This window comes from Halorubrum salinum (genome assembly GCF_024494575.1).
GTDB classification, from domain to species: Archaea; Halobacteriota; Halobacteria; order Halobacteriales; family Haloferacaceae; genus Halorubrum; species Halorubrum salinum.
Map to the genome: position 1 here is coordinate 671998 of NZ_JANHDO010000001.1, position 23810 is coordinate 695807.

Below are 23810 nucleotides of genomic sequence, written 5' to 3' on the forward strand. Positions count from 1 at the left end.
ACCGGGACCCTCGGCCGCCGGCGTCTCCCGCTCACCGGTACCGGCCGCGCCCCTCGACGTCGCGGAGACGGTCGAGGACGGTCGGGTCGCCGACGGCGGCGTACCCCGTCTCGAACGCGTCGATCAGCGCCTCCGGGTCGGTCGCAGTCGCCCGGACCGACCCCTCGAAGACGTGGAGGTCCATCGCGTGGTCTTCGACGTGACCGGTGTGGTAGCCGAGTCCGAAATCGATGAGCGCGGTCCGCGACGCCTCCGGGGCCGACCGCGGCTCGTCCGCAATTCTGACGTTTCGGGTCGTCGGATCCCCGTGGACGATCCCGGCCTCGTGGAGCGTCGCGAGGTGACGCCCCGTCGCGCGCACCCACGCCTCGCCGTCGTCGAGGGCGGCCGCGAGGTCCCGGTCGCCGACGTGCTGGAGCGTGAGCGTTGCGTTCGGCACGTCGACGTCGTACACGAGCGGGGTCGGGACGCCGGATCGGCGCGCCTCGCTCGTGATCCGCGCCTCGGAGACGGTCCGGTCGCGCCTGATCGAGCGGTCCAGCTCCGGGTGTCGATACCGCTTCGGAACCCGGCGCTTGATCACGCGGTCGCCCCCGTCACCCGCCTCGATATCGACGACCGCCTCCGCTCCCCGGCGGTCGGTCACGCGAGTCTCGGCCGCGTCGACGCCCTCGCCGACGGCGACCGATCCGTCGTCGCGCCACGTCACGGGCACCTGATCCGGACGGAAGTTCGGATCGACGGCGGAGTCGGCGATCGCGACGGCGTCGTCCGCCCGCGCCATCTTCGCGCCGAGGACGGCGATCATCCCGGCGTTGTCGCGGAGGAAGCGCGGCTCGGGCGCGTGAAAGTCGGCTCCGCGGTCTTCACACATCGCCGAGAGCATCTCTCGCAGCCGGTCGTTCTGGGCGACGCCGCCGCCGAGGACGAGTTCGGTCGCCCCGGTCAGAGACAGCGCGCGCTCGGCGACCTCGGTGAGCATCGCGAACACGTGTTCTTGAAGCGAAAAGCAGATCGCCTCCACCGACACGCCGTCGTCGTACGCGTCGTTGGCCGCGGAGCTGATCCCCGAAAACGAGAAGTCCATCCCCTTGACGACGTACGGGAGATCGAGGAGGTCGTCGGGGCCGTCCGAAGCGTGCTCCGCCGCGTACTCCGCGGCCGCGGCCTCGACCTTCGGTCCGCCGGGGTGGTCCCATCCGACGTGGCGGGTGAACTTGTCGATCGCGTTGCCGACGCCGGCGTCCATCGTCTCGCCGAGCACGCGGTAGCGACCGTCGTGGTAGCCGAGGAGGTGCGCGTTCGCCCCGGAGGCGTTAAGACAGACCGGGCTGTCGAACCCCGAGCGATGCCTGCCGATCTCGAGGTGTGCCACCATGTGGTTCACCCCGACGAGGGGGACGTCGAGCGCGCCCGCGAGCGCCCGCGCCGCGGTGCCGACCGTACGGAGGCAGGGGCCGAGCCCGGGTCCGCGCGAGAAGGCGACCGCGTCGACGGCGTCCGGGCCGTACTCGTTCTCCGCGGCGGTCAACACCGCGTCGACGACCGCGGGGATCGCCTCGGACATGTGTTCCGCGGCCTCGCGCGGGTGAATGCCGCCGCTGTCCGGCTCGTAGGGGTTCGATTCGATGAGAACAGCGTCGGTCTCGGCGTCGTACAGCGCGGCGCTCGCACACCACGCGGTTCCCTCGATGCCGAGAACGCGCATTCGGCGGAGCGTTAGGCCTCTTCGGCGTCCGCGTCGCCCTCGCCGCCGATCTTGTTGCGTTCGAGCATGTACTCCTGTTCGACGTCGAGCGCGTCGGCCGCGGAGTCGTACACCTTCGCGTAGCCGACCGTCTTGCGCATGCCGAACTTGGTGTCTAGCTCGTGGACGACGACTTCCTCGGAGTCTTTGTCCAGCTTGGCCGCGAGCGAGTCGCGGACCGAGAGACGGGAGGGCGTCGCCTCCTCGTGGGTCGTCTCGAAGCGGATATCGGTGCGGTGCAACATGGGGTTCTCCTCTTCGGAGATGATGTCGACGTCCATGGTCAGTTACGCGTATATCCCCCCGAAAGCTGTAAAAGGATTTCGAAGCGGGGGTGTCGCGGCGGATCGACGGTTATTATCTGTCGTCCGGATCGACGCCGAGCGCGTCGTACGCCGCGTCGACGTCGCCGTCGAGCGCCTCGAACAGCTCGCGAGCCTCGGCCCGCGTCTCCGAGGTGACCGGAACCCGGACCATCCCCTCGCCCGGCTGTCCGTAGACGACGCTCGCCCCGTTCGACGCGGCGAGGATCGCCGGCAGCGTCGCGAGGTCCTCCTCGCCCGTCACCTCGATCCACGTCGGTTCGTCGTCGGCCAACGCCGTCGCGAGCGCCGAGAGCAGCTCCGCCGACAGCGACGCCGCGGGGTTGCTCACGGAGACTCGTCGGACCTCCGGGTCCGCGAGCGACGCCTCGATCTCCTCGTCGACCGCCTCGCGCTCCGTCTTCCCGTCGATGACGGCCACGTCGGGAACGCGCCCGGCCGCACGGAGGTGATAGGTGACCACGTCCCCGACGGCGATGATCGGAGCGTCCCTCACGGTCGGGTCGGCTGCGGCCCGATCGGCCGCGGTCGTCTCGGCGTGCGCCGCGGCCGTCTCCGCGGCCTCCGCGAGCAGCGCGTCGGTGTCGGTCGTCACCGGGCCGAGGGGGTCCTTGAACGCGTCTCTGAGTGAGTCTGGAAGGGTGAGCATGACTGGGCGTGTGGTCGGCTTTCGGCGTGTCCGTCCTACCGGACCTTCAGCGCGTACGAGCCCGCCTTCGTGACGTTCATCTCTTCGGCGATCTCGCTTTCCTCCGGCCGGGTGATGATGACGTATCCCGCCCAGTCCTCCGTCAGCGACGACGACCCGCAGTGCTCGCAGGTCTGTGCGTCGGGGTCGTTGACGTGGTGACACTCCCGACACGCGAGGCGGTCCTCGGCCATCAGTCGGCCTCCTCACCGGTCTGTTCGCGGTGTTTCCGCTGTCCCTCCAGCCACTCGTGTTTCCCGAGACCGGGCTGTTTCGCCGTGAGCCCGATCTTCGAGTCGCGGGGGTTGCGCTCGTCGATGCTCTTCGTCACGACGCGGACCCGGACGGCGTCGTCGACGCCGAGCGTCTTATCGGAGTCCGAGGAGGCGAGCTGCTGGTTCGCCCCGTCGAACGTGAGGTACTCGTCCGTGATCTGCGAGACGTGGAGCAGCCCGTCGACCGGACCGATACCGACGAACGCCCCGAACTCCACCGTCTCCACGACGGTACCGTCCGCGACCTCCTGCATGTCGGGGTCGTAGGTGAGCGCGTCGAACTCGGCCTCGTAGTAGACGCCGGGCCGGTTGTGTAACACCGCCCCCTCGCCGATGTCGTGGACGTTGATGACGCTCACGACGCTGCCGACCTCCTCGTCCATCCGTCCTTCCAGTTTGTCCTGTAGCAGGGCTTTCACCCGCTCGTCGGTGACGTCCGCCAGGTGTTTCGGCGGTACCTCGACCGTATCCTTGAGTCGAACTCGTTTGTACATAGTGTTGGTTGTCCGCGTCCGCTAGGGTTCCGTTATCGCCAGTGTGTTCCGACCCCTTAAACCGATTACTGGTGCGTCCGCCTCCAGCACCCGATTCGCCAGCGGTCGATCGTTGGTGACGACGCCGTCGATCCGGCCCTCGGTGACCAGCTCGACGAGCGCGTCGTCCGCGTACGTTTCCTCGGTCTCTACCGTCTCCGCCCGCGCCGCGAGGTCCGCGCCCACGCTCGCCGCGGTCGCCTCCGCGCCGTTTCCGGCCTGCAGTCCGTCCAGTTCGGCGACGACGGCCGCGGGAACGACCGCCTCGTAGGTCCCGAGGAGCCGATCGAGCTCCTCGAAGAGCCGGACGTTCGCCTCGACCGGAGCCATGAGCGCGCTCGCGTCGAGCGCGACGACCGGCGGGGCCGCGTCCGCACCCGCCGAGGCGTCTGCCAGGAGCGAGCGGGCGGGGTCTGTCACGTTACGAGAGCGTCCCGACGCCGATGAGCCGCCACCGCGCGCCGACGCGTCGGTTGATCGCTATCTGTGCGCCCTCCTCGGCGCAGACGGGGCGTTTGAGGCTCACCTCGCACTCGCCGTCGCGAGCGCTCGTCACCGCCCCGACCGTGGTGGCGGTGCCGACGGTGAGCATCAGGGGCTCGCCCGTGCTGATCTCCTCGATGTCGCTCTCGCCGCTCTCGTCGTCCTCCTTCCCCACGACGCGGTCGAGCAGATCGACTTGCATCTCGAACTCGTTGCGGGTCGGCGGGAGCGTTCCGGGCTCGCCCGCGACCTGCCCCGCGAGCGCGTCGCCTTTCGTCAGGCTCGGGTCGAGCCCCGTGCCGACGCCGAGCAGGCCGCCCGGGCGGGCGCTCTCGACGTCGTTGCTGCCGGCCTGCAGCGAGCGGACCGTCGTTTCGAGCGGCCGCCACTCCGTCTGGCCCTCCTCGTCGACCTCGCGACCGGGGCGGATCTCGAGGCCGTCGCCGACCGACAGCTCGCCGCTGACGAGCGAGCCGCCCACGACGCCGCCCTTGAGGTCCGCGGCGGTCGCGCCCGGGCGGTTGATGTCGAACGATCGGGCCGCGTACATCCGGGCGCTCTCGCCGGGGTCGCGGTCCGGCGTCGGGATCTCCGTCTCGATCGCGTCGATGAGGAGATCGAGGTTGACCTCCTGTTGGGCCGAGACGGGGACTATCGGCGCGTCCTCCGCGACGGTGCCCTCGACGAACTCCTGGATCTGCTGGTAGTTGTCGACGGCGCGGTCGCGGTCGACCAGATCCACTTTGTTCTGTGCGATGACGACGTTCTCGATCCCGATCAGGTCCAGCGCCATCAGGTGCTCTTCCGTCTGTGCCTGCGGGACGTCCTCCGTGGCGCTCACGACGAGCACCGCCCCGTCCATGATCGAGGCTCCCGACAGCATCGTCGCCATCAGCGTCTCGTGGCCGGGCGCGTCGACGAACGAGACGGTTCGGAGCGGCTCGCTCTCGGAGCCGTCTTCGCACGTCTCGTCGACGGTGTAACACTCGGGCGCGTCGACGCCGGGGCAGCGGCGGAACGTCGCGTCCGCGTAGCCCAGTCGGATCGAGATGCCGCGTTTCATTTCCTCGCTGTGCTGGTCGGTCCACGATCCGGACAACGCCTGCACGAGCGTCGTCTTCCCGTGGTCGACGTGACCGACGAGACCGATGTTCACCTCCGGTTGTGTGTTGGCTTCAGTCACTGTTGGACCTCCTAACGGAGCAGTCTTACCGGAAATTCGCCCCGTGCGAGTGATAAAGTTGCTGTTATAGTGGCGATGTTCCCTACGGCCGCGTCACGACCGAGTCGCGCATGTCCGGACCGGACGCCCGGGTGAGCCCCACGACGAGCGTGACGGTCATGACCGCGAGCAGTGCCACCACGGCGAGGAAGAACCCGGTCACCCCGACCCGCGTCAGGAGCGCCGTCCCGAGCAGGTCGCCGCCGACCGCGGCGAGGAGGGCGAGTACCGCGAGTCCGAGCAGCCGGTCCTGTGATGTCGTTGTCATACGAACCGCTTGGGGCCGGAGCGGGTTAAGCCGCACTCGACACCTGTCGGTACGTCTCACGCTCTCACACGCCGCCGATCGACGCCGTCGGGGCTCCGCTCGCCGCGGGCGGCGACTCCGTCCGACGCGACTTTACGCCTCACGGTCGTAGCCGCTCTCGACATGGGATACGCGTGCCCCGTCTGTGAGACGCCACAGCGCGACGGCGAGCACCTCGCACATCATCTCGCGTTCACGGCGTTGCTCCACGGCGACGACCACGCCGCGTGGCTCGACGAGCGCGTCCCGGACTGGGCCGACCGCGATCCAGCCGGGCTCGCGGCCGAGGTGACACCGCACGCCGAGGAGGCCGAGTACCACGAGGTGTTCGAGGACACGGCCGACCGCGGGCGACCGAACGTGGACGTCGGCGCGCACGCGGACCCAGGACACGGGCACGGCGGACACGACCACGCGCACGGCTCCGCCGCGAGGGACGGCGTGGTCGACGAGACCGACGCGACCGACCCGGAGACGGCCGAGGCGCTTCGGGAGGCACGAGAGATGACGCGGAAGATGCTCGACGAGTCGGACGACGGTGGCGGCCGTGACTCGGAAGGAAGCGGCGGCGACGACTCGAACTCGTAACGGAACGCCCTTTTCGCTTCGGAGTCGAGGCGCGGTATGCACACCAGAGGGACGTTCGCCCCGGAGAGCCGCGCCGACGCGCTCGAACGCTACGAGGAGGTCGGTCCGGTCGCACAGGTCGTCGTCCGCGAGGCGACGAAGGCGATGGAGTTCGACGCCGACGAGTACGACGAGCGCGTCACGCCCGAGGTCGTCCAGACCGCCCGCGACGCCGCCTTCGCCGAACTGCTCGCGGTCCACGTCGGCGACGACGGCGAGTTCGACGCGTGGCTCGCGGACAGCGAGTTCGACGACGAGGACGTGGTACGGATCGGCTCCGAGAACGTCGAGAACGTGGTGTGGCACCCGATACCGTTCGCCGACACGGTGATCGCGGCGACGTACCAAGAGGAGCCCGACGCGGCCGCGAGCACCCTCCGCCGGAACGCGTTCGGGCGCGTGTACCGCGAGGAGTTCTACGAGTCCGGGCGCTAGCGCGGGTATCGGCGCGTATAAAAACAGAAACCGAGGGCGTCGGAGTCGACCCGACGCGGCCGCGACGCCGGCGCTCAGGCGAGCTCGTCGATCTTGTCGACGACGGCCTCGGCGAACTCGCTCGTCGCGAGCTTCTCGCCGCCGTCGATCTGGCGGTGGAGGTCGTAGGTGACCTGTCCGGATGCGATGGTCTCCTCGACGGCGTCGCGAACGAGGTCCGCGGCGTCGTCCCAGCCGAGGTAATCGAGCATCTCGCGGCCGGAGAGGATCATCGCGGTGGGGTTCACCTTGTCCTCGCCCGCGTACTTCGGCGCGGAGCCGTGAACCGGCTCGGCCAGACAGCGGCCGTGGCCGAAGTTGGCACCGGGTGCGATGCCCAGACCGCCGATCTGCGCGCCGGCGGCGTCGGACATGTAGTCGCCGTTGAGGTTCATCGTCGCGATGACCTCGTACTCGTCCGTCCGGGTGAGAAGCTGCTGGAGCATGTTGTCGGCGATGCGGTCGTTCACGACGACGGTGCCCTCGGGCTGTTCGCCGTCGTGTTCGTCCCACAGCTCGTCCTCGGTGATGACGTCGTCGCCGTACTCCTCCTCTGCGACCTCGTAGCCCCAGTCGCGGAACGCGCCCTCGGTGAACTTCATGATGTTCCCCTTGTGGACGAGGGTGACGGTGTCGCGGTCGTTGGCGACGGCGTAGTCGATCGCCTCGCGGATGAGGCGCTTCGAGCCGAACTCCGAGATCGGTTTGACGCCGATCCCGACGGGGCCGTCGTGGATGACGTCCGCGACCTCCATGTCGTCTTCGAGGAACCTGCGTACCTTCTCTACCTCGTCGGTGCCGGCCTCCCACTCGACGCCGGCGTAGACGTCCTCCGTGTTCTCACGGAAGGTGATCATGTCCATCGCCTCGGGGTTTTTCACGGGCGACGGGACGCCTTCGAGGTGGTAGGTCGGCCGGACGTTCGCGTACATATCGAGCGTCTGCCGGAGCGCGACGTTCAGCGAGCGGAAGCCCGCGCCGACGGGCGTCGTCAGCGGGCCCTTGATCGCGACGCGGTGACTTCGGATGGCCGAGACCGTGTCCTCGGGGAGGTTCTCGTCGTACTTCTCACGGGCGCTCTCGCCCGCGTAGACGCGCATCCACGCGATGGAGCGGCCGGTCGCCTCCGCGGCGGCGTCGAGTACCTTCTGTGCTGCCGGTCCGACGTCGGTGCCGATCCCGTCGCCGTGGATGATCGGGATAATGGGATTCGACGGGACGTTCAGCTCGCCTGTCTCCTCGTCGGCGAGCGTGATCGCCTCGCCGTCTTCGGGGACGTCGACCTTATCGTAGCTCATGAACGTTCGTGGATTCTTGGGGGCGCTTAAAGTGCCTGCCGCTTTGCCGCTGGCGTCAAATTCGCCGGAATCGAACGGCGAGACCGGGCCCGACTTCAGCGGCCGAGAGGGCGGCCACGGGCGGTCAGACGCGTCGGACACGGCGGACGCGCCCCGGCGACCCGGTCACCGGCGGTCACACCGCCGCTCTCCGAGCGACGCGACCCGCGTCTCGCCGTCGACGACGTCCACGGAGACGAACGAGACCTCGACGCGTTCGACCGCCGCGTCCGCGCGTCCGCCGGCGCGGTCACAGAGGTGCCCGAGGAGGTGACGGGTGCGAGTCGGCTCCGGCGAGTCCGCGAGCAGCGTGAGGAACTTCCGCCACCGCGCCGTCGGATACGCGCGGGCCTCCGTCGGCGGCCTGTCGGCTGCGACGACGTCGCCGTACAGGGCGTCCACCCGGTCGCCGTCCGCGGTCGCGGCCGTCGCGAGCACGAGCCTGTCCGTCGTGGGCGGGTCGGGTGCGAACATGTCCCACCCGCTCTCTGCGGGGTCGCTCACCGCGGCGACCGGCTCCGGCGTCGCGACGACCCCGATAGCCAGTGCGTTCCAGCAGAGCAGCGCCGCGAGCAGGACCGCGGCGACGACCGGCGCGGCTCGCCGGCCGGCGGCGGCGACGCGACGGGCCACCGATCCCGGTCCGCTCGGGCCCGACCGCGGCGCTCGGACCACCCCTCCGACACGCGTCGCGACCGGAGCGACGCGCCGCTCCGCCCGGTCCCACACCGCGGGCGGGAAGAACGGCAGCAGTCCGACGACGGACACGAGCGGAAACACCCCGATCTGGAGGACGAACGGCATCGCGAGGTGCCCGGCGACGAAGACGCCCGCGAGCGCCGCTCGGAGCCGCCCGGTGGCGAGGACGAGAAGCGGCGAGGCGGCGAGCAGCCCGAGCCAGCCGTAGGTGGCGACCGAGAGAAGACCGGGGACCTCGGGGACGAGCCCGCCGAGCGGCCCGTGGAGGTACGTGAGTCGGAACACCCGCCCGACTGCCTCGCCGGTGGTCCACGCCGCGCCGCGGAGCTTCACGATCGCGTTCGACGCGTAGACCACGACCGTGACGGTCAAGAGCAGCGTCGACGCGGGACCGACGAACCGGTCTCCGGCGCCGCCGGATCGGTCACCGGTTCCGCTCGCGCCCCCGTCGCGTCTGACCGCGTCGATCGACCACCGCGAGCCGAGCGGACACAACAGGCCGACGCCGAGCAGGTGTGCGAGGAGGAGGTCGCCCGCGTTGAGCACGAGGGGGTTCCGCGCCTGCAGCGATAACAGGAGCGCGAGCGACGCCGCGGCCGCGAGCCGGGTCCGGTGGCCGACCGCGAGCGCGGCGGCCGCGACGCCGGCCAGCGCGAACAGCGCCGCGACCGCCAGCGGGCCGTCGGCGAGGGCGTGAAGCGAGACCCGGGCGGCGAGCGGGTACGTCTCGGCCAGCGCCGCGCGCGGAAGCACGCCGGCGTCGGTGTAGAACGCCGTCAGGTTCCGCGCGCGGAGCCCGAGGTCGACGAGGAGGACGATCCCGAGCCCGATCCGGAACGCCGCGAGCGCGCGCCGGCCGACGCCGAGGCGGTCGCCGGCCGCGGCGCGCAGGCGGTCGATCGCCGACCCGTTCGGTCCGTCGTCGCTCACAGTGCTGGTCTCTCCGAGGCGCGGAGATATGTCTTGCGGGGACGGGGTCGCGGGGGACGCCCGACCCGTGGCCGCTCTCCGGCACCGCTCGTCGAGCGCGCCAGCGCGGAGCCGAGGATACAAATCCGGTCGCCGCGTGCGTCGGGTATGGTCACGTTCCTCGCCGGCGGCACGGGGACGCCGAAGCTGCTCGAGGGTGCGACGCGCGTGTGGGACCCCGACGAGATCGCGGTCGTCGCCAACACGGGCGACGACGTCGAGCTCGGCGGCCACCTCGTCTGTCCGGACGTCGACACCGTGCTGTTCGCCGGCGGCGGCGTCCTCGACCGCGAGACGTGGTGGGGGATCGAGGGCGACACGACGGAGACCCACGAACAGCTCCGACGGCTCGCCGACGAGATGGGGATCGAGGCGGGGCCGCGGTACCTCGACGCCGACGCGCAGACGGCGGGCCGCGAGATAGCCCGGTGGCGACGCTTCTCGGCCGTCGGCGAGTTCATGGAGATCGGCGACCGCGACCGCGCGGTACACCTCACGCGCACGGGCCTCCTCGACGAGGGGCACACGCTCACGGAAGCCACCCGGACGCTCGCCGACGCCTTCGGGCTCGACGTCGACCTCCTCCCGATGTCCGACGACCCGGTCGCGACGCTCGTGTCCACCGCGTCCGGTGAGACGCTCCACTTCCAGGAGTACTGGGTGGCGCGACGCGGCGAGCCCACAGTCGCCGACGTGGAGTTCCGCGGTGCCGACGCCGCGGCACCGACGGACGCGGTTCGGCAGGCGCTCGCGGACCCGGTCGTGATCGGTCCTTCGAACCCCGTCACGAGCATCGGGCCGATGCTCGCGCTCCCCGGTTTCGAGCGCGCGCTCCGCGAGACACCGGTGGTCGCGGTCTCGCCGTTCGTCGGTGACGAGGTGTTCTCCGGGCCGGCCGCCGACCTGATGGCCGGGACCGGAACCGAGCCCTCGACCGCCGGCGTCGCCGACACGTACCCGTTCGCGGACGCGTTCGTGCTCGACGAGGACGATCCGACGTCCCTCGATCGGCACGTCGAGCGCACCGACACACAGATCGGCGACGCCGACGACGCCGAGCGAGTCTCTCTGGCGTGCGAGCGCGCGCTGGCCGCGGTCGACGCGGGCGGCGTAGGCCCCGGCGGCGACCTCGGCCGCGTCGGAGACCGCTCCACCGACGACGCGGAGGTGACGGAGCGATGAGCCCCCGGGTGGTCGACCTCGATCCGCCGTTCCTCGCCGCCGCGAGCCTCAGCGGCGCGGCCGACGCCGGCTGGGCCCGGCGGGCGGCCCCTCACGTCGACGCCGCGGTGCTTGGCGGGATCGCGCTCGACCCGCCGAGCCGATCGGCCGCGCGGGCCCTCGTCTCCCGCGACCGCTCGGAGTTCCTCCCGGACGACCCGGTCGCGTGGATCGGGCGTCAGCTCGACGCGGTCGCCGACGCTCCCGCGGTCCCCGGCGTCAACGTCCGCAGCGCGACCCTCGATCCGATACGGGAGGCGGCCGCGGTCTGTGCCGACCGCGGCGCAGTCTGTGAGATCAACGCCCACTGCCGCCAGCCGGAACTCCGCGAGGTGGGCTGCGGTGAGTCGCTGCTCCGCGACACGGACCGGCTCGCCGAGTACGTCGCGGCCGCCGCGCAGACGGGGGCGACGACGAGCGTGAAGGTGCGCGCGGAGGTCGAGGGCGTCGACCTCGTCGACGTCGCGGACGCGGTCGAGCGCGCGGGCGCGGACTGGCTCCACGTCGACGCGATGGACTCGGAGCGGGTCGTTCGCGACCTCGCCGAGCGAGGCCCGACAGTCCTCCGAACCGACGCGGCGACGCCCCAAACCGACCTCACCGTGATCGCGAACAACGGCGTCAGAGGCCGAGAGACGGTCTCCGAGTACGCCGCCCACGGTGCAGACGCCGTGAGCGTCGGCCGGCCGAGCGAGCGGCCCGCGGCCCTCGCGCGCGTCGCGGACGCGGTGACGGCGTGGCGAGAGGGGTCGCTGTCGGGGGCCGATCCCGAGGAGCGATCGGAGGCGTCGCCGTGACCGCAGACGGCGGTCGCCCACCGGCGCGAGGCGGCTCGTCACCGGTCGATGACGCCGTCCTCGCGATGCTCCTCGAAGTCGCCGGGACGCCGAAACCCGGCAACGTCGACCGGCGTCGCGACCTCGCCGACCTCCGATTCGAGTCGTTCCTCGGCGGCGCGGTCGGAGCCCGGAGCGGCCTCGAACTGGCCGCCCGCGACCGAGAACGCGAGGCGGCAGACGGCGACCCGAGCGGCGAGGCTCCCGACGGGGCACCCGTCGGCGCCGCGTTCGAGCGCGCCGTCTCCGGGATGGTCGACCGCGCTGGAACGAACACGCAGTTCGGCTGTCTGCTGCTCCTCGTCCCGCTCGTGCGGGCGACCGCGATCGGGGACCTCTCGCCCGCGGGCGTCGACCGGGTGACCCGGGACGCGACCGTCGACGACGCCGTCGCGTTCTACCGGTCGTTCGAGCGCGTCGACGTCGCGGTCGACGATCCACCCGCGGACGCGGACGCGCTCGACGTGCGCCGCGGCGGCGACGCGGAACCGGCGCTCAGGGAGCGCGGGGCGACGCTGCGAGACGTGATGGCGCTGTCCGCGTCCGCGGGATCCGGGTCGGGGTCCCCCCCGGGCGAGCGCGTCCCCGACCGCAACGCGCAGGAGTGGGTCGAGGGATTCCCGCGGACCTTCCGCGCGGCCGAGTGGATCCTGACGGACGACGGCCCGCTCGCGGACCGCGCGGCTCGGGCGTTCCTCGGCCTGCTCGCGACGGAGCCCGACACGCTCGTCGCGACGAACCGCGGTCCGGACGTCGCTCGTGACGCGATGGCGCGGGCGGCCGCGGTCGTGCGCGGCGACGGCGCGGAGGGAGAACTCGACGGCCCCGCCGACCGCGAGACTGGACCGCTCGCCGGTCCGCCGACTCCCGGTGCGGTCCACGCGGTCGACCTCGACGACGCCGAGACGCTGGCGGACGCGTTCGTCGAGGAGAGAATGAACCCCGGAACGACCGCCGACCTCACCTGTGCGGCGCTGTACGTCGCGCTCAGACGCGGCGCGGAGGTCGCGCCGTGACCGACGGCGCTTCCCCCGACGGCTGGCCCGTCCGGCTCCGCGGAGTCACGGAGTCCGTGGTGACGACGCTCGGTCCGAACGGTCGGTGGAACGCCGCGGCGCTGGGACTCCACGCGCCGGACGGCTCCGTCGAGGCTTCGGGCGGCTCCGTGACGGCGCGGACGTACGGGCGAACGCGGACGTGGCGGAACTTCACCGAGCGGGGCGGCGGCGTCGTGCAGTTCACGACGGACCCGCGGACGTTCGTCGACGCCGCGCTCACGGTCCACGAGGTCGACGACCCGGTGCTCGCGACCGCCGACGCGTGGGTCGAGGTGCGCGCAGAGCAGGTCGCAAGCGAGACCGACGGGGAGACGACGATCCGGACGTGGGAACTCGATCCGGTCGAGAGCGCGGTGCTCGCCGAGCGCGTTCCGACGGTGAACCGCGGGTTCGGCGCGGTCGTCGACGCGACGGTGGCGGCGTCGCGGCTCGACGTGCCCGGCTTCGACGAGGGGGCGCTCCTCGACCGGCTGGCGTACTTCGCCGACGTGGTCGAGCGCTGCGGCGGACCGGCCGAGGGCGAGGCGTTCGCGCGGATCCACGAGGTCACCGGGTGGCGCGACCGGTCGCCCGACGGCGAGTGACTGACCGGGGCGATCGGGACCCCGCCTGCCGACACCCGCCTCGCGGCCGCTCGCGGCGGAACGAACCCTTTTAGTTCGCCCCGAGGGTACCGCTCGGTATGGCCATCAAACCCAAGTACATCAAACAGCTCGGGAACGTCCTGTTAGAGCAGTATCCCGACTCCTTCAACACGGACTTCGAGACGAACAAGGAGAGCGTCACCGCGCTGACGACCGTCGAGTCGAAGGGCGTCCGAAACCGGATCGCCGGCTACGTCACGCGGAAGAAGGCGCAGGCGGCCCAGCCCGCCTAACGGCGGTTCGTGTTCTGCGGCGACGACTCGAAACGACCGGTGAGCCGCTGCTCCGCTGCTTCGGCGGCCGACCGCTTATGGCTCCGCCGGCCGACCGCTTATATCCGAAAGCGCGGCCACCTCGGGAGGATGGACGCACTCGTTCGACCCGTCGTCGACCCCGCCTTCTCCGCGGCCGCGCTCGCGTTCCTCGCGGGCGGCGTCGCGCTCGGGACGGCGAGCGGGCTCGTGCCGGGGCTCCACGCGAACAACTTCGCGCTGCTTCTGGCCGGGCTCGCGCCCTCGGTCCCGGGCGACCCCCTCCTCGTCGGGATCGCGATGCTCGCGGCCGGCGTCGTGCACTCGTTTCTGGACATCGTCCCCGCACTCGCGCTCGGCGTGCCCGACGCGGCCACGGCGATCGCCGCGCTCCCCGGCCACCGGCTCGTGCTGGCCGGTCGGGGACGCGAGGCGCTGCGGCTGTCCGCGGTCGGATCCGCGCTCGCCGTCGCTCTCGCGGTGCCGCTCGCGGTCCCGATCACGTGGGCGATGGTCCGCGGCTACCCCGTCGTCCGCGAACACCTTCCTCTCCTCCTCGCCGGGGTCGTCGTCGCGCTCGTGCTCACGGAATCCTCGAAACGGGCCGCAGTCGGTGGACTGGTCGCCTTTCTCGCGAGCGCCGCGCTCGGACTCGCCACGCTCGACGTCGACCCCGCGGCACCCCTCGACGCCGGGGGGATCCTCGCGCCGCTTTTCGCCGGACTGTTCGGCGCTCCGGTGCTCGTCGACGCGCTCGGCGGCGAAGGCGTGCCGCCGCAGGCCGACGCGCGGATCACGATGTCCCCGCGCGACCTCGGCGTGAGCGCGGGGGCGGGGTCGCTCGCGGGCGCGGTCGTCGGATACGTTCCGGGCGTCTCGGCCGCTATCGCCGCGGTCGCGGCGCTCCCGGCGGTCCCGCGGTCCGAGGGCGACCGCGGCTTCATCGTCGCCACGAGCGGCGCGAACACGGCGAACACGATTTTCGCGCTGTTCGCGCTCGCGGCGCTCGGCACGCCTCGAACCGGCGTCACCGTCGCAATCGACCGGGCCGAGGTGCCGCTCGCGCTCCCGATCCTCTTGGTCGCGGCCGCGACCGCCGCGGTCTGCGGGTTCGCGCTCGTGGTGCTCGTCGGCGACGGATACCTCCGTACCGTCGGGACCGCGGACTACACGCGGCTGTCGGTCGGCGTCTTGGCGCTCCTCGCGGCGATCTCGTTCGCGTTCGCCGGCGTCTTCGGCGTCGGCGTGTTCGCCGTCGCCGGCGTCCTCGGACTGTTCCCGCCGCGAGTCGGCACGCGGCGGGTGCACCTGATGGGCGTGCTGATCGGTCCGCTGATCGTGGGGTGAAACGGGCGGTCGCGAGCGGCGCGTACGACGGATCCGGCACGAACCGCGGTACCGCGTGACAGCCGATCGGATCCCGCCGAGGGCAAAGAACAACGGTTAAAAGTCGCGCGGTGGTGGATCGGGTATGAGCGAGAGCGAAACGCAGGGCGCCCGACAGTGCGTCTCCTGTGGCATCCAGGTCGCCGGTATGAACGCCGCGCGCTTCTCCTGTCCGGACTGCGGCGCGACGATCCACCGGTGTGCGAAGTGCCGGAAGCAGAGCAACCTCTACGAGTGTCACGACTGCGGCTTCCGGGGGCCCTAACATGGGCGACGTCGCCGCCAAGATCAAGGTCATGCCGGACAGCCCCGACGTCGACCTCGACGACCTTCAGGACCGTCTGGAGGAGTCGCTCCCGCAGGGCGCGAAGATCCGCGGGTTCCAGCGCGACGACGTCGCGTTCGGACTGGTCGCGCTCCTCCCCACGGTCATCGTCCCGGACGGCGCGGGCGGCACCGAGGCCGTCGAGGAAGCGTTCACCGAGGTCGACGGCGTCGAGTCCGTCGCCGTCGAGAACGTCGGCCGGCTCTGAGCCGGTCGGTCACGCAGGACGCGTACGCCGAGAACGATCCGTTTTCTCCGCACTCGATTCGCGTCGAGCCACAGCGCACGCGATCGGAGACGAGCGGACCGGTCGCTGCCTCACGCGACGTGTCCGTCGACCCACGCCGTCAGGTCGTCGCCGGGAATGAACCCCTCCGCGCGCCGCGCGACGGGTGCGCCGTCGACGAAGAGCACGAAAAGCGGCACGCTTCGCACGTCGAACCGCTCGACGAGCGGCGGGTCGTCGCGGGGGTTCACGAGCGCGACGTCGACGTCGACCGCGCGTGCGACGTTGCCGAGGACGGGTTCCATGCTCGCGCAGATGCCGCACCCGTCGGTGTAAAACTCTACGAGCGCGGCGTCTCTCTCGGCGACGAACGCGTCGAGCGCGTCCTCGTCGTCGAGGGAGACGGGGCGTCGATCCCCCTCGTGGCCGGACGACTCGCCGCTCTGAGTATTGGACGTCATACCCACTATTGGGCTCCTGAACGCATAAACCTCTCCTCGTACGCCGACCTCAGCGAGCCGAAGACGCCCAGATCTCCGGAAGACGCGCGTACACCGTCGCGTTGCGTCGGAGCGCCTCGACCGTGATGTGTTCGTCGACGGCGTGGGCCGTGTCGGTGCCGAACCCGAACTCGACCGTGGGGATCCCGGCGTGTCGAAACGTCTTCGCGTCGCCGCCGCCGGTGGCGCTCCGCCGGTAGACGCGGCCGTCAGCGACGGCCGTCGCGGCCTCGGAGACGGCCTCGACGAGCGGGCTGTCGAGCGGCTCTCGGCTCCCGACGGACCAACTCGCGTCCGCGACGGAGACGCGGGGGAACTCGGCGAGACAGTCGCGGATGTCGGCGAGGACGTCCGCGGTCTCGACCCCGGCCGTGAGCCGCACGTCGAGCCGGGCGGTCGCCGCGTCGGGAACGGTGTTTATCGCCTCACCGCCCTCGATCGTCCCGAGGTTCACCGTCGGATGCTCGAACAGCTCGCGGGCGGCGTCCGCTCCGAGGACGGGCTCGTAGTACTCGACGGACTCCGCCACTATCGGCCGGACCGTCGGATCGAGGTCGAGTTCCCGGGCCGTGAGCCGAGATCGCACGAGCGACGTCGCCTCCCAGAGTCGGTCGATGGCGTTGTCGCCGAGCGCCGGGCGAGAGCCGTGCGCGGCGGTCCCGGCGGCTCGGAGCGTCAACCAGATACTGCCGCGGTCGGCGACCGTGACGGAGCGACGCCCGCGCGAGCAGGTGGTCTCGCCGATCACGCAGGCGTCGGGTGCGATCCGACCGAACGCACCGCTCTCGACGAGGGTATCGACGCCGGCCGACCCGCCCGTTTCCTCGTCGCTCGCGACCGCGAACGCGACCGAGACGGGCGGGTCGCGATCGGCTAAAGCGAGCGCTTCGCCGGCCGCGAGCATCGCCGCGAGCGGCCCCTTCATATCTGTCGCGCCGCGACCGTACAGCCGCGCTTCGTCGCGTTCACCGAACGGATCGCGCGTCCACGCGCCGGCGTCGAACGGAACGGTATCGACGTGACCGTTGTACAGAAGCGTTCGGTCGCGGTCGCCGGGCAGCGTCGCGAGCACGTTCGGCTTTGCCGGGTCGGTCACGGCGCGCTCGGTGTCGAATCCCGCCGCCGCCAACAGCTCCTCGACGTAGTCGGCGATCGCGCGGACGTCGCCCGGCGGATTCTGGGTGTCGATCGCGATCAGATCCGTCGCGATGTCGACGACGCGGTCGGTCGACGGGAGCGGTGAGGAATGTGACACGGTGGGCCTACCGGTCAGTCGTCGCTCGGGGCCGCGCCGGCCGCGTCCGTCGTGTCTCGGCTCCGCCAGACGCCTTGGGCGTACGCGCCGATGAACATCCCGGCGATCGCGTAGAGGATCGGCCAGTTGCCGACGCCGAGACTCGCGTACGCCGCGCCGGGACAGATGCCCGAGAGCCCCCAGCCGACGCCGAAGATCGAGCCGCCGACGAGGACGTTCCGATCGAACGGCTTCAGCCGGCGGCCGTAGGCGCGGCCCGTGAGCGGTGCCGACGCGCGGAGCTTCGGCATCGTCCAGAACGCGAGTCCGGCGACGATCGAGCCGCCGAACATCACGAACAGCAGCCCGAAGTCGGTGAACGTCAGGAAGTCGAGGACGACTTCCGGACGGGCCATGTGGCTGTATCCGAGTCCGAACCCGAAGATCAGGCCCCCGACGAGCACCAGCGGCATGAACAGGGGATGTCGGCTCACAGTCCCACCCCCAGCGCCGAGACGACGTTCGCCGTCACGATCGCGACGACGAGGAACGTCGCCACGCCGGCGAGCGAGGTCCGCGAGACGGACCCGACGCCGCAGATCCCGTGGCCGGAGGTACACCCCTTCCCGACGCGGGTACCGATCCCGACGAGGATACCGCCGACGAACAGCCGCCACGGCGAGACCCGCGTCGTCCAGCCGCTCCCCGCGATCGACCACGGATCGCCCTGATAGACCAACGCGTAGACCGCGGCACCGCCGATGATGCCGGCGGTGAACACGAGCCGCCAGTCCCGCGAGGAGACGTACTGTGTGAACCGCGACCGTTCCGAGACGTACGACAGGGTCGATTCGAGGAACGTGCTCGCACCCGCCGTGATCCCGGTACCGAGGTAGATCAGGGCGGTTCCGAGCCCGACGAACAGCCCGCCTATCGCGTACCGCGAGACGCCGTTCGGGAACAGCGCGTCGACGGTGCCCTGGCCGAGTAGCTCGGCGACGGCGGCGTCGATCACCGCCGATCACCCCGCCTTGCGCTCGGCGACCGGTCGCCGCGGGTCGCGAGTGGGGACCGAGTCTGCGTCACGGAGTGACGGACGCGTCTCACGGTCGGATCAGTCGTCGCTCGTGAGTGCATCTTGGCTCGCGGCGCAGTTGTTCGGGCCGAGTTCGAGCGTGAACGCCTCGTCGTCGTCGACCGCGTTCTGGCCGAGGTTCGTCGCGATGATGTCCTCGTAGTTGGCCGGCCGCGGCGGCATGTCCGCGAGGACGATGTCGACGAACTCGTCTTTCTCGACCGAGAGCGCGTCCATCCGCTCGCGGAGGTCGCCGATCGGTGCGGTGTAGGTGCCGTCGGCCGCGGGCTCGGCCGCGTCGCTGAAGTGTGCGCCGCCGATCAGCACGTCGTCGTCGAGCGCGAGCACGCGCTCTTGGAGCGAGTCGTACAGCGTGCGAGCCGCGTCGGGCGCGCCGTCGTCGCCCTCCTCTAAGTCGGGGCGGGCGACGCTCTCCGTGAACAGGCCGTCGCCCGTCGCCAGCAGGCTGTCGCCGAGCAGGTAGGAGGTCATCCCGGTCGTGTGGCCGGGCGTGAACACCGTCTCCACGGCGGCGTCGCCGACCGCGAACTCGTCGCCGTCTTCGGTCAGCGTCACCGCGTCGGTGTACGTGACGCCGCGGTCGGCGGCGGCCGCGGGCAACACCGCCTCGACGCCCTCGTCTGCGAGGTCGCGGAGCCCCGAGATGTGGTCGGCGTGGACGTGGGTGTCGAACGCGTACGTCAACTCGACGCCGAGGTCGGCGGCGTCGGCGAGGTAGCGGTCGGTGAACGCCCGGAGGGGGTCGACGATAGCGGCCTCGCCGCCGTCGTATAGCAGGTACCCCAGACAGCCGCTGGAGGGGCGCTGATACTGCAGCAGGGTCCCGGGACCGTCGTACCCGGTGACCTCGTGGGCCTCGTATATCGAGGCCCAGCCGTTCATCCCGCCTTCGAGGTGGTCGACGTCGTAGCCGCGGTCGGCGAGCGCGCCGGCGACGTACTCGCTCGCGCCGCCTTTCGCACAGAGCACGGTGACGTGCTCGTCGTTCGGGACCTGATCGAGAATGTCGTCGTCGATCTCCTCGTCGAGGAAGTGGAAGTACGGCACGTTGATCGAGTCCACGTTCTCACCGTCGATCCGCCACTCCTCGTAGTCGCTCGACATCCGCGCGTCGAGCAGCGTCACCGATTCCCCGTCGTCGATGCGGGCCTTCAGCGTCTCGGGGGCGATCGAGTCAACGTCTGCGTCCGGCGTCGGGAAGTCCATCTCGTCTGGGTCCATGTACACCCCACCATAACGGAAGCAGCAACTTAAGAGTTTGTATAGTAATTCACTATATACACAATATTAGTGGGCCACCCAACAGCGTCCGAGCGAGTCGGCCGATCTCGACGAGCGAGGATACGAGCTAACAAATCGTCACAGTTCGCGCGCGAGCGATGACGCCACAATCTGTTGTCTCCTCGTTCAGGAGAGTCAGTCGTTCACGCCGAGCACAAGAATCGACACACTTATACCGATCTGAACAGTATTGTGGGGTAACCCCAACATGGGGAACTAACCATGAGTACGGAAACTGCAGCCCAGACGCTGGACGTGAAGGGACAGAACTGCCCGATGCCGGTGATCAAGACCCGCGGTGCCTTCGACGACCTCGCTCCCGGAGAGGTGCTCGAAGTAGTCGCGACCGACTCGGGAAGTATGAGCGACATCGCCGGCTGGGCCGACTCGACCGACGGTGCGGAGTTGGTCGAACAGGAGGAAGCCACCGAGGGGGGCGAGGACGTGTACAAACACTACCTCCGCAAGACCGAGTGAGATGAGCACGGACACATCCGCGTCCGCAGACGGCGACGACGCGACGGACCCCGGCTCCGAGCCAGCGCCCGAGACGGTCGCCGACCTACGCACGCGCATCGACGACCTCGAGTCCGAGGTGTCCGACCTGCGCGCCGAGGTCGACGACGACGGCGCACAGAAGATGGTGATCATCGCCACGAAGGGTACGCTCGATATGGCGTACCCGCCGCTCATCCTCGCGAGTACGGCCGCCGCCTTCGGCTACGACGTCACCGTCTTCCACACCTTCTGGGGACTCGAGATCCTCCACGAGGAGAACTCGAAAGACCTCAAGCTCAGCTCCGTCGGCAACCCCAACATGCCGGTGCCGAACGTCATCGGCGCGCTCCCCGGGATGGACCGGATGACCACCCGAATGATGCGGAACAAGATCGCGGACAACGACGTCGCCTCGATCGAGGAGCTGATAGAGACCTCGCTCGCGAGCGGCGTGGAACTGCAGGCGTGTCAGATGACGATCGATCTCCTCGGCTACGACGAGGACGACTTCTACGACGGCGTCACCACGGGCGTCGGGGCCGCCTCGGCGTTTCAGGACATGGTCGACGCGGACATCCAACTCCTCGTCTAGCGTTCGGACTCCTCGTCTAGCGTTCGTCTTTTTTACGAGAGGTCCACCGGCTCCGCCGCCGCCGCGCTCTCGGCCAGCGCGTCGAGCACCCGCATGTTCGCGACTGCCTCCGCGCCGCCGGTGCGCGGGCTCGCGCCGTCGGCGACGCGGTCGGCGAAGTGCTCGACCTGCAGGCGGTACTGGTCCACCGGGTCGAACGTCTCGACGCCGCGGCGACCGTCGACCTCGTAGGTCACCTCGACGCGATCGTCCGCCGGCGCGTCGAACGCCCGCTCGACCTCGATCCAGCCGTTCGTCGCGTCGATCCGATATCGCTGAACGAGCTGGGTGTCGAAGCCGGAGGCGACCCGCGCCGACCGGCCGTCGGCGTACTCCAGCACGCCCGCGAACTCCGTGTCGACGCCGGCGTCGCGAGTGTCGTTCGCGTGCCCGTACACGCGGTCCGGCTCGCCGAGCACCGCCCTGACGAGCGAGACGGGGTAACACCCGACGTCCATCAGCGACCCGCCGGCGAGCCCCGGGTCCAGCCGCACGTCGTCCGGACGGTCGTACAGCGGGAACCGGAACGTCGCCGTCACCGTGCGGACGTCGTCGAGCGTGCGCTCGGCGAGCGCTAAGGCGCGTTCGGTGCGGGGGTGGTAGCGGTACATGAACGCCTCCATCAGCGTGACGCCTCGGTCGGCGCAGTGATCGACCACCGTCCGCGCCTCCTCCGCGTCGACCGCGAGCGGCTTCTCACAGAGGACGTCGAGCCCCGCGTCGGCCGCGCGCTTGGTCCACTCGGCGTGGAGCCCGTTCGGGAGCGGGACGTACACGGCTTCGAGCGCGTCGTCCGCGATGAGGGCGTCGTACGAGCCGTAGCTCCGCGGGATCGATCGGTCGGCGGCGAACCGCTCCGCCCGGTCCGGGTCGCGCGAGGCGACCGCACCGACCGAGTGGTCGCTGGCCGCGATGGCCGGCACGACCGCAGTGCGGGCGATCTTCGCGGTCCCGAGCACGCCGAAGGTGAGGCCGTCGTCTGGCGTCGACATACGCAGACGGGGACGCCACCGGTCAAAAAGCACCGCGGATCGGCCGAGCGCGCGGCTCGCCTACCGCGCAGGCCGCGTCGAGCGCCGCGGGACGGCGTCAGTCCCCGTCAGCCGCCCGCGACCGCCCGATGGCTTTCGAGATGGCGATGACGTAGCCCAGCCCGTACTGCACCTCCGGATCGCGGACCGAGCGCGCGAGTCCGAGCGCGCCGACCCGGTCGGGGTCACTGCGCTCTGCGGCACCGACGCCTTCGAGAAGCGTCGTTGCGCCGTCGCGGACGTCGTCGCCGGCCGCGGTGTCCGCCACCTCGCCCAGCGCGGAGCCGGTCTTCGCGAGCGAGCGGACCATCTCGTCGTCGAGGGCGTCGCTCGCGAGCGACCCGACCTGTGCGACCTCCGCGAGGTCAGCTAACGCACCGCTTCGCTGGAGTTCGACGAGCGTCTCCAAGGCGTCGCGAAGCTCGTCCCCGTTCGCGCCGACGGCCTCCGCGAGCGCGACCGTCTCGTCCGTCGCGAGCCCGTCCGCGGACTCCGCGAGCGTCGAGGCCGTGCCGGCGAGTTCGACGACCATCTCGTCTGTAAGCGCGCTCTCGCCGAGCGCCACGACGTCGAGGAACTCGTTCACCGCGTCGAGCCGCTCGACGAACGCGGCGACCGCCTCGGGGTTCTCCGCGACGATCGACTCGAGGTCGGCGCGGTCGAGTTCCTCGGCGTCGAGTTCTCCCCCGTCTCGGCTCTCGCCGTCAGCGTCCTCCGCGCGCGACTGCCCGTCGTCGGCGTCGTCGGTGGCGTCCGACATCTCAGAGCAACCCCCGTGCGGTGAGCCAGTAGGACTCGTTGTACGCCAGCTTCGACCAGTGGAGCTTCTCTGACGGCGGCGCGGGCGACGGCGGATTCTCGTAGTCGAACTCGACGTACGAGGCCGAATCCATCCCGGTCTCGATGAAACACAGCGTCTTGCCGTCGTACGTCTCCGTCGCGGGCCGCCCCCGGATCTCGCTTTCGAGCCGCTGCGCCACGACGCCCGCCTGGTAGTGCGCGACGCTGCCGGCCTTCGGCACGCCGGTGGTCGCGGCGTCACCGAGCGCGTACACGTCTTCGGCCTCGTCGGCCTCCAGCGTGTGTTTGTTCACGTCGACCCAGCCGCGGTCGCCGAGACCGGCCTCTTCGACCACGTCGACGCCGCGGTGCGGTGGGATCGCGGCGAGCACGTCGTAGTCGATCTCGGTCCCCTCCATCGACGTGACCGTCCCCGCCTCCGGATCGATCGCGTCGGCGTTGAAGAACGTCTCCACGTCGATCCCCCGCTCGTCCATGATCGGCTCGGCCCACTCGGCGATGTGAGGGTTGCCGTGGACGCGCTGGATCGGATAGGTGTAGGTGATGTCGACGTCCTCGCGAAGCCCGCGCTCGCGGAGCCAGTCGTCGGCCATGAAGACGAACTCCAGCGGGGCGGCGGGACACATGTGTGGCGTGCCGATCACGCTCAACACGAGGTGTCCCTCGGTCATCGAGAGCAGGTCGTCGCGCAGCGCGAGCGACCCCGACTCCGAGTAGTAGTCGTGACCGCCCTCTTCGAGCCCGGGAATCTCCGTCGGGGCGAGCGTCGATCCCGTCGCGACGACGAGGTAGTCGTACGCGAGAGAGCCGGGACCGTCACGGAGTTCGAGCCGCTTCCCGTCGGTGTCGATCCGGGTCACCCGGTCGATTCGCAGGTCGATCCGGTCGTCGACGAGCGACTGCAGCGGCCGGCGGGCGTCGGCCGGCTCGCGCTTGCCGAACGGGACGTACAGCCAGATCGGCTTGTACACGTGGTCCGGGTCGTCGTTGATCAGGGTGACCTCGACGTCTCCGGCGTCGATCTCCGGACGGAGCCGCTCCGCGAGGTTGTTCGCGAGCACCGCCCCGCCGGTGCCCCCGCCGAGGATAGCGATGCGATCGGTCACG

30 protein-coding genes are annotated in these 23810 nt (G+C 70.6%); 12 read left to right on the top strand and 18 right to left on the bottom strand.

The features are described 5' to 3' along the window. Positions 1–31: 31 nt before the first annotated feature. The 8 genes from NO930_RS03600 to NO930_RS03635 form a co-directional block, all read right to left on the bottom strand. Positions 32–1708, bottom strand: a complete 1677-nt coding sequence (locus NO930_RS03600) for a bifunctional N(6)-L-threonylcarbamoyladenine synthase/serine/threonine protein kinase (RefSeq protein WP_256402515.1) — start codon at positions 1706–1708, stop codon at positions 32–34. An 11-nt stretch (positions 1709–1719) separates the two neighbouring features. Then, the gene (locus NO930_RS03605; RefSeq protein ID WP_137784850.1) at positions 1720–2028 is read right to left on the bottom strand and encodes a 30S ribosomal protein S24e; all 309 of its coding nucleotides are present in this window, start codon (positions 2026–2028) and stop codon (positions 1720–1722) included. A gap of 76 nt (positions 2029–2104) precedes the next feature. Further along, positions 2105–2719, bottom strand: coding sequence for a GTP-dependent dephospho-CoA kinase family protein (locus tag NO930_RS03610; RefSeq protein ID WP_256402516.1), 615 nt, complete (start codon positions 2717–2719; stop codon positions 2105–2107). 35 nt (positions 2720–2754) lie between these two features. Beyond that, positions 2755–2952: a transcription elongation factor subunit Spt4 gene (gene spt4, locus NO930_RS03615; protein ID WP_137784791.1), complete on the bottom strand. Its 198-nt coding sequence runs from the start codon at positions 2950–2952 to the stop codon at positions 2755–2757. After that, positions 2952–3527, bottom strand: a complete 576-nt coding sequence (locus NO930_RS03620; protein WP_256402517.1) for a DNA-directed RNA polymerase — start codon at positions 3525–3527, stop codon at positions 2952–2954. The genes spt4 and NO930_RS03620 overlap by 1 nt, the downstream gene beginning before the upstream one ends. 21 nt (positions 3528–3548) lie before the next feature. Then, entirely contained in the window at positions 3549–3986 is a 438-nt protein-coding gene (locus NO930_RS03625; protein ID WP_345780032.1) for a type II toxin-antitoxin system VapC family toxin, read from the bottom strand. Between the two features lies 1 nt (position 3987). Next, positions 3988–5232 (bottom strand): translation initiation factor IF-2 subunit gamma, encoded by a 1245-nt coding sequence (locus NO930_RS03630; protein ID WP_256402518.1) that lies wholly within the window; start codon positions 5230–5232, stop codon positions 3988–3990. An 82-nt stretch (positions 5233–5314) separates the two neighbouring features. Then, positions 5315–5539 carry a hypothetical protein gene (locus NO930_RS03635; protein WP_256402519.1) on the bottom strand — a complete coding sequence of 75 codons (225 nt, stop codon included), beginning with the start codon at positions 5537–5539 and terminating at the stop codon, positions 5315–5317. A gap of 162 nt (positions 5540–5701) precedes the next feature. Between NO930_RS03635 and NO930_RS03640 the strand changes: the two genes are divergently transcribed. Both NO930_RS03640 and NO930_RS03645 read left to right on the top strand, forming a co-directional pair. After that, the gene (locus tag NO930_RS03640; protein ID WP_256402520.1) at positions 5702–6166 is read left to right on the top strand and encodes a DUF5810 domain-containing protein; all 465 of its coding nucleotides are present in this window, start codon (positions 5702–5704) and stop codon (positions 6164–6166) included. Between the two features lie 36 nt (positions 6167–6202). Then, positions 6203–6640, top strand: coding sequence for a DUF5809 family protein (locus NO930_RS03645; protein WP_137783527.1), 438 nt, complete (start codon positions 6203–6205; stop codon positions 6638–6640). 74 nt (positions 6641–6714) lie between these two features. On the opposite strand, the gene icd is transcribed toward NO930_RS03645, so the two are convergent. Next, positions 6715–7977: an isocitrate dehydrogenase (NADP(+)) gene (icd, locus tag NO930_RS03650; RefSeq protein WP_137783526.1), complete on the bottom strand. Its 1263-nt coding sequence runs from the start codon at positions 7975–7977 to the stop codon at positions 6715–6717. Between the two features lie 165 nt (positions 7978–8142). Next, entirely contained in the window at positions 8143–9645 is a 1503-nt protein-coding gene (locus NO930_RS03655; protein WP_256402521.1) for an HTTM domain-containing protein, read from the bottom strand. Positions 9646–9792: 147 nt separating this feature from the next. Here NO930_RS03655 and cofD point away from each other — a divergent pair, with 147 nt between their 5' ends. The 8 genes from cofD to NO930_RS03695 all read left to right on the top strand — a co-directional run bounded on the left by cofD (position 9793) and on the right by NO930_RS03695 (position 15613). Further along, positions 9793–10866: a 2-phospho-L-lactate transferase gene (gene cofD / locus NO930_RS03660; RefSeq protein WP_256402522.1), complete on the top strand. Its 1074-nt coding sequence runs from the start codon at positions 9793–9795 to the stop codon at positions 10864–10866. After that, positions 10863–11702: a tRNA-dihydrouridine synthase gene (locus tag NO930_RS03665; RefSeq protein WP_256402523.1), complete on the top strand. Its 840-nt coding sequence runs from the start codon at positions 10863–10865 to the stop codon at positions 11700–11702. The genes cofD and NO930_RS03665 overlap by 4 nt, the downstream gene beginning before the upstream one ends. Next, positions 11699–12757, top strand: coding sequence for a triphosphoribosyl-dephospho-CoA synthase (locus tag NO930_RS03670; protein WP_425601438.1), 1059 nt, complete (start codon positions 11699–11701; stop codon positions 12755–12757). The genes NO930_RS03665 and NO930_RS03670 overlap by 4 nt, the downstream gene beginning before the upstream one ends. Further along, complete coding sequence (locus NO930_RS03675) at positions 12754–13383, top strand: DUF447 domain-containing protein (RefSeq protein ID WP_256402524.1); 630 nt, start codon at positions 12754–12756, stop codon at positions 13381–13383. The genes NO930_RS03670 and NO930_RS03675 overlap by 4 nt, the downstream gene beginning before the upstream one ends. Positions 13384–13481: 98 nt before the next feature. Further along, the gene (locus NO930_RS03680) at positions 13482–13676 is read left to right on the top strand and encodes a 30S ribosomal protein S17e (protein ID WP_049983147.1); all 195 of its coding nucleotides are present in this window, start codon (positions 13482–13484) and stop codon (positions 13674–13676) included. A 129-nt stretch (positions 13677–13805) separates the two neighbouring features. After that, complete coding sequence (locus NO930_RS03685; RefSeq protein WP_256402525.1) at positions 13806–15041, top strand: tripartite tricarboxylate transporter permease; 1236 nt, start codon at positions 13806–13808, stop codon at positions 15039–15041. Between the two features lie 124 nt (positions 15042–15165). Then, complete coding sequence (locus NO930_RS03690) at positions 15166–15345, top strand: HVO_2753 family zinc finger protein (protein ID WP_049983145.1); 180 nt, start codon at positions 15166–15168, stop codon at positions 15343–15345. A 1-nt stretch (position 15346) separates the two neighbouring features. Then, the gene (locus NO930_RS03695) at positions 15347–15613 is read left to right on the top strand and encodes an elongation factor 1-beta (RefSeq protein ID WP_049983144.1); all 267 of its coding nucleotides are present in this window, start codon (positions 15347–15349) and stop codon (positions 15611–15613) included. A gap of 110 nt (positions 15614–15723) precedes the next feature. Here NO930_RS03695 and NO930_RS03700 read toward each other — a convergent pair whose 3' ends face one another. The 5 genes from NO930_RS03700 to NO930_RS03720 all read right to left on the bottom strand — a co-directional run bounded on the left by NO930_RS03700 (position 15724) and on the right by NO930_RS03720 (position 19682). Beyond that, positions 15724–16092: a thioredoxin family protein gene (locus NO930_RS03700; RefSeq protein WP_256402526.1), complete on the bottom strand. Its 369-nt coding sequence runs from the start codon at positions 16090–16092 to the stop codon at positions 15724–15726. 49 nt (positions 16093–16141) lie between these two features. Further along, positions 16142–17386, bottom strand: coding sequence for a M20 family metallopeptidase (locus tag NO930_RS03705; protein ID WP_256402527.1), 1245 nt, complete (start codon positions 17384–17386; stop codon positions 16142–16144). A gap of 14 nt (positions 17387–17400) precedes the next feature. Next, the gene (locus tag NO930_RS03710) at positions 17401–17838 is read right to left on the bottom strand and encodes a YeeE/YedE family protein (RefSeq protein ID WP_137784235.1); all 438 of its coding nucleotides are present in this window, start codon (positions 17836–17838) and stop codon (positions 17401–17403) included. A 17-nt stretch (positions 17839–17855) separates the two neighbouring features. Beyond that, on the bottom strand, positions 17856–18380 hold the full coding sequence (locus NO930_RS03715) for a YeeE/YedE family protein (RefSeq protein ID WP_137784234.1): 525 nt from the start codon (positions 18378–18380) through the stop codon (positions 17856–17858). A 99-nt stretch (positions 18381–18479) separates the two neighbouring features. After that, positions 18480–19682: an MBL fold metallo-hydrolase gene (locus NO930_RS03720; protein WP_256402528.1), complete on the bottom strand. Its 1203-nt coding sequence runs from the start codon at positions 19680–19682 to the stop codon at positions 18480–18482. A 282-nt stretch (positions 19683–19964) separates the two neighbouring features. On the opposite strand from NO930_RS03720, the gene NO930_RS03725 reads away from it, so the two are divergent. Both NO930_RS03725 and NO930_RS03730 read left to right on the top strand, forming a co-directional pair. Next, positions 19965–20219 (top strand): sulfurtransferase TusA family protein, encoded by a 255-nt coding sequence (locus NO930_RS03725; RefSeq protein ID WP_049983138.1) that lies wholly within the window; start codon positions 19965–19967, stop codon positions 20217–20219. Position 20220: 1 nt separating this feature from the next. Next, a complete protein-coding gene (locus tag NO930_RS03730; protein WP_092562179.1) occupies positions 20221–20832 on the top strand; it encodes a DsrE/DsrF/DrsH-like family protein in 612 nt (203 codons plus the stop codon). 32 nt (positions 20833–20864) lie between these two features. Here the strand turns inward: NO930_RS03730 and NO930_RS03735 are convergent, their stop codons facing one another. The 3 genes from NO930_RS03735 to NO930_RS03745 form a co-directional block, all read right to left on the bottom strand. Further along, positions 20865–21863 carry a Gfo/Idh/MocA family protein gene (locus NO930_RS03735; protein WP_256402529.1) on the bottom strand — a complete coding sequence of 333 codons (999 nt, stop codon included), beginning with the start codon at positions 21861–21863 and terminating at the stop codon, positions 20865–20867. 97 nt (positions 21864–21960) lie between these two features. Beyond that, complete coding sequence (locus NO930_RS03740) at positions 21961–22662, bottom strand: helical membrane plugin domain-containing protein (RefSeq protein WP_256402530.1); 702 nt, start codon at positions 22660–22662, stop codon at positions 21961–21963. A gap of 1 nt (position 22663) precedes the next feature. Continuing rightward, positions 22664–23809: an NAD(P)/FAD-dependent oxidoreductase gene (locus tag NO930_RS03745; protein WP_256402531.1), complete on the bottom strand. Its 1146-nt coding sequence runs from the start codon at positions 23807–23809 to the stop codon at positions 22664–22666. Position 23810: the final 1 nt, after the last annotated feature.